General features: G+C 36.6%; 11 protein-coding genes. All 11 read left to right on the top strand.

The annotated features are described in order from the left end of the window. Positions 1 to 42 precede the first annotated feature (42 nt). Entirely contained in the window at positions 43 to 780 is a 738-nt protein-coding gene (locus tag I2484_RS13090; protein ID WP_207151487.1) for a hypothetical protein, read from the top strand. Positions 781 to 828: 48 nt separating this feature from the next. Then, the gene (locus I2484_RS13085; RefSeq protein WP_207151486.1) at positions 829 to 1863 is read left to right on the top strand and encodes a peptidoglycan DD-metalloendopeptidase family protein; all 1035 of its coding nucleotides are present in this window, start codon (positions 829 to 831) and stop codon (positions 1861 to 1863) included. Between the two features lie 278 nt (positions 1864 to 2141). Beyond that, the gene (locus I2484_RS13080; protein ID WP_207151485.1) at positions 2142 to 2831 is read left to right on the top strand and encodes a hypothetical protein; all 690 of its coding nucleotides are present in this window, start codon (positions 2142 to 2144) and stop codon (positions 2829 to 2831) included. Between the two features lie 284 nt (positions 2832 to 3115). Beyond that, the gene (locus tag I2484_RS13075; RefSeq protein WP_207151484.1) at positions 3116 to 4162 is read left to right on the top strand and encodes a replication-relaxation family protein; all 1047 of its coding nucleotides are present in this window, start codon (positions 3116 to 3118) and stop codon (positions 4160 to 4162) included. Between the two features lie 80 nt (positions 4163 to 4242). Beyond that, positions 4243 to 4449 (top strand): hypothetical protein, encoded by a 207-nt coding sequence (locus tag I2484_RS13070; protein ID WP_207151483.1) that lies wholly within the window; start codon positions 4243 to 4245, stop codon positions 4447 to 4449. Between the two features lie 5 nt (positions 4450 to 4454). Further along, positions 4455 to 4949, top strand: a complete 495-nt coding sequence (locus tag I2484_RS13065) for a hypothetical protein (protein WP_207151482.1) — start codon at positions 4455 to 4457, stop codon at positions 4947 to 4949. A gap of 329 nt (positions 4950 to 5278) precedes the next feature. Beyond that, the gene (locus tag I2484_RS13060) at positions 5279 to 6046 is read left to right on the top strand and encodes a spr1630 family ClpXP-sensitive toxin (protein ID WP_207151481.1); all 768 of its coding nucleotides are present in this window, start codon (positions 5279 to 5281) and stop codon (positions 6044 to 6046) included. A 30-nt stretch (positions 6047 to 6076) separates the two neighbouring features. Then, entirely contained in the window at positions 6077 to 7258 is a 1182-nt protein-coding gene (locus tag I2484_RS13055) for a spr1629 family repressor/antitoxin (protein ID WP_346014193.1), read from the top strand. A 376-nt stretch (positions 7259 to 7634) separates the two neighbouring features. After that, positions 7635 to 9356, top strand: a complete 1722-nt coding sequence (locus I2484_RS13050; RefSeq protein ID WP_255551400.1) for a type IV secretory system conjugative DNA transfer family protein — start codon at positions 7635 to 7637, stop codon at positions 9354 to 9356. 107 nt (positions 9357 to 9463) lie between these two features. Then, positions 9464 to 10285, top strand: coding sequence for a S1 RNA-binding domain-containing protein (locus tag I2484_RS13045; RefSeq protein ID WP_207151479.1), 822 nt, complete (start codon positions 9464 to 9466; stop codon positions 10283 to 10285). A gap of 384 nt (positions 10286 to 10669) precedes the next feature. After that, complete coding sequence (locus I2484_RS13040) at positions 10670 to 12358, top strand: retron Ec67 family RNA-directed DNA polymerase/endonuclease (protein ID WP_207151478.1); 1689 nt, start codon at positions 10670 to 10672, stop codon at positions 12356 to 12358. The last annotated feature ends 95 nt before the right edge of the window (positions 12359 to 12453 follow it).

The following is a 12453-nucleotide window of genomic DNA, read 5'->3' as shown; positions in this document are numbered from 1 at the left end:
CAAAACTAGCATAATAACTAGAAAAAGGGGTTGACACTTTCAGTGAGTGAGCAAACAAAAAGAATAGTTTCTTATTGCGTGATGGGTCTAGCTGTCACGCTTTTATTATTGGGTTTTATTATCGGTTTTGTCGATAAAGGAAAAAAGAAAAGTGTAGATGATAATTCAATACAAACTCCCAATGGAAATGCGGAAGGGGATATATGGAAATGTGCTTCAAAAGAAGGAACCAAAGAAAAAAGTTTAAATGAAATCGAAGGGGCTGATTCCAAGAAAGAAGAAAGTGGAAATAATGATGTTGTAGAAGAGAATCCTGAAAAGAACTATTTGAAAGTGCCTGAAGAAGTTTCAAAAAACCCCACTCAAAATGATATGTTCAGCAATAAGGATTTGGAGAAAACAATGGAAATTGCAAATGAATTTGCATTAAAGTTTCATGAGTTTGATAAGGCATCACCTGTTAAACATTTAGAATCCGTCGAGGGACTGCTGGATCAAGGATATATCAGTTACCTGAGGGATAGTGAAGAAGAAATGATTACGGGGTTAAAAGATGTGAAAGGAATCGTTTCAAGAAAAGTTCTGTCAGTGGAGATTAAAGAACCTGTTGCCCCGACATTAATTGCTATTTCATGGGATGCCGTAGTTATAAGTGAAGTGATTGATCGTGATGGAAAAACCAGAAGGAATAAGGATGTTTACAGTTTGATGTTTGAAAAAGACGACAGCCGTAAATTTCAAATTATTGAGTATTACTTGAACTATGACGACAAAAGATAGGGAGGAGGGAGCGAACAAAACCTCTTTTAAGAGTAAGTAGTTCGTTGAATGATTATGAAAAAGTTGTTATGGATTGTACCAGTTATAGCCAGCCCAGCTTTGCTATTAATGTTTTCGCTTCTTGCCCTTCTTCTTTTCTTCGGGGTATTTGTAATTTTTACAGAAGAAGACGATGAACAGATGAACTTTGGGGGTGGTGCGATATGTCGTGGTGATGGAGAAATTAGTGAAACAGTATTCTTCGCTCAATTTAATGATGCTGGAAAATTTACAGGCAAAGGGCAAGTATTTATTGATGTTGCAGAAAAGTACGGCATAGACCCAGTGTTGATGTCGGCAGTGGCTTTTCATGAAACGGGATTCGGAACATCGTCGGCGGTTATATTAAAAAATAATCCCGGTGGTTTAATGGACCCGGCAACAGGAAGTAAGTATTTATATTCTTTCCCTACAATTGAAGATGGTTTAAACGCAATGGGGAATACGTTGCACAATCGTATTATTAAGGACGGTTTAACAACGATTGCCGATTTAGGTAGCGTATATGCACCAATTGGAGCAGACAATGATCCAACCGGATTAAATAAACATTGGGGACCAAATGTTACTACGTTGGTAGCTCAATTTGGTGGGCTAACGATGAACTGCGAGGTACATGTTGTAGGCGACTGGATGCTTCCTGTATTAAATGGATTAAGAATTACGAGTCCATTCGGTTATCGAACACACCCCGTGCATGGTGATGTAAGACTGCATACAGGTGTAGACCTTGCTTGTGCAAATAATGACCCTATTCTTTCAGCCCAAAGCGGTAATGTTATTTTTGCCTCTGGAACAGGTTGGTCAAATGGATACGGGCTACATGTAATGGTCAATCATGGTGAAGTCACAACATTGTACGCCCATCTAAATTCCACGAAAGTAAAAATAAATGATGTAGTTTCTCAAGGTGATGTACTTGGCACATGTGGTTCAACGGGAACATCAACCGGAAACCATCTGCATTTTGAGATAATTCGTGCCGGTGGAAAAGAAGATCCGATGCCGTATTTGACAGAATATATGGCTGTTGGAAAGCAGTAAATATACAAATATGATTTGTCCGACGTTAATCGGAGGTCTAAACATTGATAGAACAGCGTTTCGGATAAGCAACGTCGGACGTTGAAGAAAATGAACGTCCGACGTGAAAGTGATCTACAAACGTTGCTGTTATAAGGTTCTGAAATCCTAACGTCAGACGTTGGGTTATTCGTGTTGGAAAAACTTTATAAACGTCCGACGTTGAGTTTAAAGAATGCTTATGTATCAAGGGTTTAAGAGGTGAATTTACGTCCCCGAACAAGAAAGGAATGGATTTAGTGGAATCTGAAAAGAAGATGCTATTTGAGCAATTGAAAAACATCGAGGAAATGAAGGTGTACCTAATGTTACAAATAAATAAGTTAGGTGGAAATGATGCTGCTATTAAAAGAACATCGGTATACCCAATGGCGAAGGTAAAACCCTTGTTAATCAATGGTTATCCAGTTTTTCAATTCTCATATGAGGGAGCATTACCCGCTTATAAAGAGGATGATAGAGATTACTTGGCATTGATTAGACACTATTATTACCGTGCAACGTTTGATGCGTATGATTTTTCTAAGATAGATATTAAATTTGATCAGTCGGTCATTATTACAGCCCATTACTTTAACAACATGCAGATAAGCGATTTAGACAACCGGAATAGAAAACTCATTCAAGATGCGATACGTCAAACGGGTTTAATTGGGGATGATAGCTGGTCCAGAGTATGGAATGTTGATGTGGGATTCCTTGATCCTAAAGAAAATCACGTTCAAGTTTATGTAGTATCGCAAGACAACTTCGCGAATTTCATGTCTTACTTGCAAGATGAGCACCGGAACTTGGTAACTGCTGTAGAAGAGTTCAGAAAAGAAACGATAATCGACGAATATAAAACAGAGGAAAACAAAAAGACAAAATTAGTTGAGACGGAAAGTGAAGAAAAGGGCGGTATCCCTGCAGCGGTTTTTTGGGGTTAATCTATGTCTGGAAAACATCATATTGCCCCTCGATATAGATGCTAAGATTCATATCCAATATTAAGGAATTTTAAACCCCCTAATATTGGATACAAGAAAGCAGCTAATATTGTACCCTGTTTATGCTGTTAAAACATTTGTGGATACAGAACAATCATTCATTACTTGCGAATTAGGAAAATCCAAGCAAAATCCAAGTAGTTTAGTTGAATCAATTCGTAACAGCGTGTAGAAGTGACCGAAAATAAACAGCCGGGGCGAACAATCAAAAAGGAGGGGAACGCATGTCAAAGACGGGCAATAAACAAGCGGTGAAGATTCTGCAAGCTCGTGATATTGAGATTCTCACTGGCCTCTATGAACATCGAGCGTTGAGTACGGAGCAGATCATGCGACGCTACGAAATGACGAAGTGGTACACGTACAAGAAGCTTACATTGTTGCGAAACAGCAGATTGATTAGCACCCATCCAATCCGTGGATACCTTGCGAATCAGAAACGACAAGGGAATTACCACAGAATTAGTGAAACGGGCATCACCTGCTTACGCAAGCAGCGGGTGGTTGTTGAACGGAGTGCTGACCAACTGCGTGTAAACATCCGGCATCTCCCGTTCCTGCTGTCTAGTAATGATATTATGATTGACCTTGAAAAATACAAATGGGCCATGAAAGATAGCCGGCAGGTCAAAGTAGCGTATGAATTAAATCGAGGAGCCAACGTGCAGGGGATGTTAATAAGTCCAAGAGAAGTCGGCTACTTATTTTATATGTTCATGCACGGCATCAGCAAAATGAATCTCAACAAAACAGCAAAAGAAATCAAGGAATCCAATTATCCAAACTATATGGTCTTTGCAAAGAGCCAAAACAGTTTTACCACCATCGTCAATGTATTTTCAGCAGATGACGGTCTAATCGTGAAATGTGAGAGTTTGAAAATATTCCCGTTCGTCTTTGCTAAGTACTATCTCCGTCAATTTGAGGATGAACAAAACGTCATGAAGTTTCTGGAGGACTACGAAATCTACGACTTGTCCTTTAAAACCTCTGCAGTAAGTGGAATCAAGCAATATGAAGGATTAAAACGTATCGTTCGACATAACGGCGAAGAAAAGTATTTGGTGAATTTGCTGGATACAGATTTAGTCAAAGTATATAACATCAAACAATACCGCAAAGAGATGTATGAATTAGATGGACGGAAAGTACTTGTTGTCACAACTTCAAACACACGTGCTTTGCATGAACAGCTGTTAGAATCGATTCATCATGTGGATTACCTTGAAATTGATACTCGGGATCTCGTGGATCATCTGTCCGCAATCTAAACGACTACTCATATAGAAGGAACTGTTCTTCAAAAGACATTTTAAAACCAAATAATAAAAATAGGAAAGGGGAAATTAATATGCAACATACAAATCAAGTCATACCCGAACTATTGGAAATGACAAAACTAACAGCACACGAAAAGGGGCTTAATAATGAGATAGCCGTGCATCTAGGGGAAGCAGCGCAAAAGAGAATGTACCGAACGATGCGTGAGCTGCTAGCTGATGAACTTGTATTTGTGTTGAATTTGGAAGTGTCCAGTGCCCGAAGCAGAAAGGCGTGATTCATTTGCAAGTAATTATAGTGGTGATTAGCTTTCTAGCGACAGCGTTGGGTGTCACAATCATGTACAACGCTGTCTATATCCCCTCAGCAAAGTTAATCCTGATTGCTGGACTGATAGCTTTGGTCGCCTACTTCATGGTCAAGCAGCTACAGCAGTCGAAAAGTAAGAAGTTGGACAAACTCATGTCAGTCAGTATGACGTTGTTCGGAGCAATGTTCCTAGCTAGTTTCGTTTATTCAACCTGGGACATGGAAAAGTTTCTATCCCGATTAACAATGATGAAACTCACATTGGTATTGCTTGGCATAACGGGAGTATACTTGAATATTGTCTTCATCCGAGCCGAAATTTCCTACAAGAAAAAGAGAGGTAATCAGCGAATCGAGGAACAGCCAAACAAAAGCTATTTTGAAAAGCGTAAAGAGGAAAAAGAAAGAATTGAACGTGGAGAAGTACGAATAATACTGGGGGCTTCTACTGATAATGAGGGTAAATAAGAGCAACATGAAAAGACCTTTCAAAAATCAATAGGCAGTAAAATCCCAAATAAAAATAAAGTTACTAAGGTGTTTTCAAACAAGCTGGCTTCCATTCTTATTAATTTATTGCGTGTGCCAGGTGTTGACACTGTGACCAAAATTAGTAGGGCTGATGAAACACAGTGAAAATCAGATAATTCATATCAATTTAATGTGAAGCAGATAAGGAGTAGTATTGGAAATACTAAAGAATACACTCTCCAACTTTAATAAAAACTAATTAAAATCATATTTTCTTTAATTAAGTGTTATAATAATACTTAGTAGAAAATATGGGGGTATGTTAATTGGAAAACTATAAATTGGCAGACGAATTAAATCAAAAAATAATTGATGGTTTAATGGAAGGATACCGTGAATATCTCGATATTCGAAGAGAAAAGGCTCGAGTAATGAAAGTTAGTGGGGCTTATGCATGGGTTAAAGGTAATCATATCGATGATAGTATAGCTAATGCATGTGAATCGTATGGTGTTGAAAGTAAATTAGCAAAGGCCGGGTTAACTTGGCAATATCTACAGTTTAAACATCTTGATGAAAAAATATTGTTTATCGTAAAAAATGCAAGATATTTCGATGAAGAGCAAGTCGACAAAGGAAAAGGCGCCAATGGGAAGACTCGCGATGCCAAAATGTCTTATATGAATAAACTAATGGAGATTAACTTAGATATAGATTTTGGTAGTATTAAAACAGAGGAATCGAATGGATCGGTACAACTGGAATTAATTGAGGATCTCCATTTAAGTGAATCGGATGATATAGCAATTTCAGCAATTGAGTCGAATTTCAGTCGGTTTTATATTGTCACTTATGAAATAGATGAAAATCAGTTAATCTCAAAAGTTTCACTTCTAATGCCTAATCCTGTTAATAACAAAGCGTACCTAATTGATGATTTGATTAGATATGTTAATGCTTCACATGATTTAATTATTGATGAAGAATTAAAAGATGCGTTAACTAATAGTGTTGAGACAAATGAAAATCTTAATGCCTTCAAATTCGATATTGGATTAAATGATGATGTGGATGAGAAGGATAAAGGAAGCTAATCACATAATAAGGAGGTATAGCCTGTGTTCGTGGGCAAAAGTTTGACCAACATACGGGTACTAAATGACTTGAGCAGAAATCAGTTGGCAGATAAAATCGGTGTAACTGAACAAGCTGTTTGGCAGTATGAAAATGGATATATGTCTCCAAAGTTAGAAGTAGTAAATAAATTAAAAACTATTTTTCAAGTGAAATCAACGTACTTTTACAACGATGATTTGTTAAATGAAATAGGTATGAATAATATACAGGTTGAAAATATTGCATATCGTTCGGAAACAATTAATTCATTAAATAAATCACAAAGTGAATCAATGCATGTAAGATTTATTGATGCATTTATAAAAAAAATTGAAACGAAAATTAACTATCCTAAAAATAGTATCTTAGAATTAAGAAAAGAAACTATACTTTACTTGAAAAATAATGCGGACTTGGATAGAAGTATGCAAATTAATTATATTGCGGACTTAGCGCGAGAAAAAATCGGGTTAAATAATAATTCTAATCAAAACTTTCTATTTCTTTTGGAAAAAGCCGGGGTTTTTATATTCGAAAAGGAAATTGGCCATACAATCGATGCGTATAGTTTGTGGAGTGAGGATGAAAGACCATACATTATACTAGGGTCTATCAAAAAATCGGCTGTAAGAAGAAATTTTGATTTAGCCCATGAGTTAGGGCATTTACTTCTACATTACAAAGTCGAGTTTACTATGCAAGATAAAAAAAGTTATAAAAATATTGAAGACGAAGCGAATAATTTTGCTTCTGCATTCCTTTTACCGGAAGAGCAATTTAGAAAAGATTGCAGAGGTATAGGCAAACGATCTAATCCTGATGCATATGTCGATATTAAGCAAAAATGGCTCGTTTCTTTACAAGCTATTGCAATTAGGGCCTTTAAATTAAACATAATTGATTATCAACAATATCGCTATTTCTATATGTCCATCAATAAAAATGGCTATAAAGTTAACGAGCCTTTAGATAAGGAGATACCAATAAGTCGTCCAACAAAAGTAAAAAGCATTTTGCAATTACTTTTTGATAATGGACTATATACGGTATCAGAATTAATGGATGAATTAAAGGTGGATCAAAGCTTTCTAACTTCCTTAACCGGAATTGAAATTGAATTCTTCGAAAAACATCGACAAAGTGAAAATAGAACTTTTTCTGTAATTGATTTAGATATCAAAGCAAATTAATAGTTCAAGGTAAAGGACAACAAATAACACATTTTTAGCCGTGTTATTTGTTGTCTTATTTTTTTATTCCACTAAAGGTTAGATAATATGAGTTCACTATAACAAAGCTCCTTCTAAAAAGTACGCTATAAATATCGGTACTGGCACAGTAGTAAAAGTATGAAAAATTAATTTGTTTCGAGAGAATATCGTTGAATGGGAGATATGTTAATTGGTGGTTAGGACTCAATAGAAATATACACTTGAAAATAGCTCCATTTAATAGGGTAAACAAGCTGGTGTTAAAAAGTACGAATCCCCCTGTGTTAGGCTAGTTACAAAGATATGCCAGCAGGAATGGCTGTGAAGAAACTGAACTTGAAAGGAGTTGTGGCAGATGGGAATGCCAATTGTATGGCAAGGGAGCGACTGTTTCACACACATGCTTGCTGTTGGCCCAACACGGTGCGGTAAGACAGCGACAATATTGAAACCGATGATTTATCAACTGTTGCTTCAGAAGAAACGAGGTGTCCCGTTAGGCATATCAGTTGTAGAGCCAAAAGGGGATGTCGCAGCAATGGTTGCCGAAATGTGCGAGGAAATGGATATACCTTGTACGCACGTTGATCCTGAACAAACGAATTCAGCTAGATTTAATCCGATGGAAGGTGACACGGACACAGTGGCGGAGGCAACAGTCGTAGTATTAAAAGGTTTATTCGGGAAGCAAGATGCATTTTTTGCTACGGTTCAGGAACTCTCGGCACGTAATGTTACGAGGTTACTCAAGGAACTTCACGGCAACAACATGGACATTATCGATGTCATGAACACACTTCGTGATCAAAATGTCTTACAGCAGAAAGTATCCGAACTGAAACATCGTGATGGTATGACAGATTTGGTTCACTTCTTCGAGGCGGAACTACTGGGGAGTATGCGTGAGAAATATCAGCAGTTTGTCATTGGGTTAAGAGCGCAACTCGAAAACATTGTGAGTAATGAATCCTTACGAACGATCATGACAGGAAAAAGTGATGTGAACATTGACGAGCATTTGGCAACAGGCGGCGTTCTAGCCGTCAATACCGCACTTGGGAAACTACGGAAAGCAGGTGATGCATTCGGTCAGTTTATGATTATGCACTTACAAAATGGCACTTTCAGAAGACCAGGAACAGAAGATACACGGATTCCCCATTTTTTGATTGTCGATGAATACAGCCGTTATATTAATCCAGATGTAGAAATCTTCTTATCGCTCGCTGCCGAATATCGGGTAGCGGGCATTTTTGCGACGCAATCTCTTGGCCAACTTGAAATCGAGTCGGGTAGTCTTGGTCCAAAGGCGATGAAACAAGCGATTCTTACGTCATGTCGAAATAAAATTTGTTTTGGCGGTATATCTGCACAAGATGCGCAAGATTTTGCAGATGAATTTGGTAAAGATAAAGTCATCATGCGACAAAGCACATACAAGAATAGGATATTGCTACCCCGACTATTTCCAGACTCTTATCGAGATACGGAAGACGAAGAATATCGTTTTGATCCTACAGACTTAATGGATGGCATACCCAAGTTTAACTTTGTGCATAAACTTTTAGAAGACGGCACCCCACAGAAACCAGCTCTAGCGAAAGGGAATTTTGTTCCACGAAATTGGAAGGAGTTGAGGGAGTGGGAAGACAAAACAGCTTTTAAAAAGATGAAGAATAAAAAGGTTAAGGTAGTCTCGAAGGAAAGTCTGTTTATACGGTTACAAGAAAGAATAAATAACAAAAAAGGGAAGGTGGCTGAAAAAGTACAAGAAGAACAATTATATGATCTACCATCAGCACCAAGAGAACAATCCGAACTTGAAACTCTTAATATTGAGAGGGCAGAGGAGAGATTAAATGTAGAAAAAGACGGAATGGAGGAAACTGAATTTGGTTCGTTTGACGAAAAAATAGAGAATGCTGATTATTACCATAAAGAAGTTCATTCAAAAGAGAAATCATTAGTGTCTTCTATTCCGGTAAAAGAAGAGCAAAATATTACTCCAGAGAACTCAAAGACTGAAAAGAAGCCAGCAAGTAATATCGTGAAATCAAACGACGGATTTTGGGATTAAGTATAACTAATTAAATTTGAAACACCTTTCGTTAATCGACTCTAATCGGTTAAGGGGCGGTGTTATTTTATTGCAAAAAAATAAACCATTGAAATGGAGAGAGTAAAATGACAGAAAACAACATGCAAGTTCTAATTGAAGGTTTTGATCCATCGAAAGTACAAGCGGAAAATGAATTTAATAATGATTGGAAAAAAGTTTACGGTGCATACCAAAATAATTCGATTTTACAGGCGCCGATAACTGGCATTGAAAAACTGCTTGATAAACCTTGTGCGGTTGTAACCCTTAGTAACATCCGTGGTTTCATCCCGTTGGAATTTACGGGCGCAGACAACTTGCGTCAGCTTCGGGCAATGACAGGACAGTCTGTTGCATTCAAAGTGCTGAACTTTGACCGTGAAGCAGAAGTGTTCACTGGATCGCGTATCGCAGCATTGGACCACATGGCATCTATCACATTAAAGAAGATTGATGTAGATGATGAAATCATAGCGGTTGTCCGTAGCGTCAGCCCATCACTTGTCCGAGCAGATATTGGCGGAATCGAAGTGAAAATTCCACTGGAAGAAATCAAGTACGGTTGGATTGACGATTTAACGGAAGAAGTTAAGCAAGGCGATCACTTGAAGGTGAAAGTTTTGGAGATTGATAAAGAAGAGAAGAAAGTTGTTGTCAGTGCCAAGGCCACACAAGAGAACCCGTGGTTGCATTCAATTGGCAGGTACTCATCGGGTAATGAATACGTCGGCACAGTTTCCGGCGTCCGTGAATACGGTGTGTTCGTCAATTTAGAAGCAGGTGTGGATTCATTGGCCCGTCACTTGAAATTCCAAAATGTTAAAAGAGGTGACCGGGTATTGGTTCGTGTGTTAGAAACGGATGCACAAAAAGAGCAAATTCGTACACGTATTACGCGTGTATTGTAAAAATTGAGGGGGATGGTGTCTAAATGATATCATCCTTTATTAATTGATTACAGCTAATGAATAAAAGATTATTTACCAATTCACTCCCTCTGAATGAAGAAGAAATTAGAAACTAGAAAACTTAAAATTATCGTAAATTAGATAGAATTTACTAAAACCGACCACTCCTATATTTAGAATTACTTGAGTTTTAAGATAACTAATGTATAATTTTACATGCGTGTGGCTAGATTTTTTTCGCTTGTGTTTCGCAAGTGTTGACAAAAATGGTGGGAACATTAGCTTCTCCTATTCCTAATACTTATCATGTCGGTATATTTACCGATTTATCCGATTAGCTTCGCATAATGAGTAGCCACACGTTTAATTATGGGGGGATTATTTATGAGGGCATTTTACGATGTGAAAAACCGAAATGAATTTGCAGACTTATTGAAGATTCCACGGAAACAGCTGAGTTATGTATTGTATATAAAAGGCATTAATAATTTATACGCTTCGTTTGAAATACCTAAGAAAGATGGGGGTATTCGTAAAATTAATGCGCCGTTAGAAGAACTCAAAGTAATTCAAAGGAAACTTGCCGAAGCATTGTATGAGCATAAGAAAAGCAAGCGGAAAAATAATAATATATCTCATGCATTTGAAAAAGATAAGAGCATTATAACAAACGCAAAAATTCATCGAAATAAAAGATTCGTTTTGAATATCGATTTGGAAGGCTTTTTTGAAAGCTTTCACTTTGGTCGTATCAGAGGGTTTTTTCTTAAGAATAAAGACTTTTTACTATCTGAAGAGGTAGCCACAGTTATAGCACAAATTTCATGTTATGAAGGAAAACTACCCCAAGGAGCTCCAAGTTCTCCAGTCATCACGAACTTAATTTGTGAGATACTTGACCATAGAATATCAAAAGTCGCAAAAAAATATAAAATGAATTATACACGTTATGCAGATGACCTAACATTTTCGACTAATGATAGAAAATTCCTAGATCTACATGTGAAGTTTTATGGGGAAATATCCGAGGAGTTAATACGGGCTGGATTTATAATTAATGAAAAAAAGACTAGGTTGCAATTTAGGGATTCTAGACAGGTGGTAACTGGACTTGTTGTTAATAAGAAAATAAATGTAAATAGAATTTATTACAAAGAGACTAGGGCAATGGCTCATCAACTCTATAAACATGGGAATTTCGAGATTAATGGTGAACCTGCAACCCTTAATCAATTAGAAGGAAGGTTTTCCTTTATAAATCAACTAACTTGGTACAATAACAAAATAGATGGTAGCAAAAATCATTTTAGTAATTTAAAGTCAAGAGAACTTCAATATCAAAAGTTTCTATTTTATAAATACTTTTTTTCCAATCCCAAGCCACTAATTGTAACGGAAGGTAAAACAGATATTGCTTATTTGAAGTCGGCTTTAAAAAATCTCTACAATGAGTATCCTAATTTAATTACTAAAAATAGCGATGGAACATTTGAATTCAAAGTATCTTTTCTAAAGAAAACGAAAAGATTAAGATACTTTTTGGGAATTAACCTGGATGGGGGTAGTGCATTAAATAATATATATAATTTCTTTGATTCTAAGAAACCTGCCCCTAATTATTTAAATTATTTTAAGAGCACTAGCAATACATCGCCAACAAATCCCGTGGTTTTAATGTTTGATAATGAGATCATAAGTGGGAGGGAAAAACCGATAGGTAAATTTCTTAACCACTCTGCTCTTGATACAATAAAAAGAAAAACTTTGGAAAAAGAATATATGGTTGATGTTATAGATAATTTATACCTTTTAACTGTACCTCTAATTGACGGAAAGCCTGAATGTGATATAGAAGACTTGTTTGAAGACATTACCATATCTCATAGAATAGATGGAAAAGAGTTTACAAAAGATAATAAGTATGACAATTCAAAGTACTACGGCAAAGAAATGTTCTCTAAGTATATCTTAAATAATTACTCTGATATTAACTTTAATGAATTTAGACTGGTTTTAGATAACCTAAATAATATTATGAACAATTACAAGAATGCTTTTGTAGAGAGAGTGTAAAATATCTTGTGTAAATGAATAAATGCAAAAAGGAAGACCTTTTCTTGGTAGAATTAAGTCACCACAACCAATCCTAGAAAAGAGGCCTTCCCTAT

The sequence above is a fragment of the Sporosarcina sp. E16_8 genome, from assembly GCF_017347095.1.
Taxonomy (GTDB): Bacteria; Bacillota; Bacilli; order Bacillales_A; family Planococcaceae; genus Sporosarcina.
This window is presented reverse-complemented; position numbering and strand designations above follow the sequence as displayed.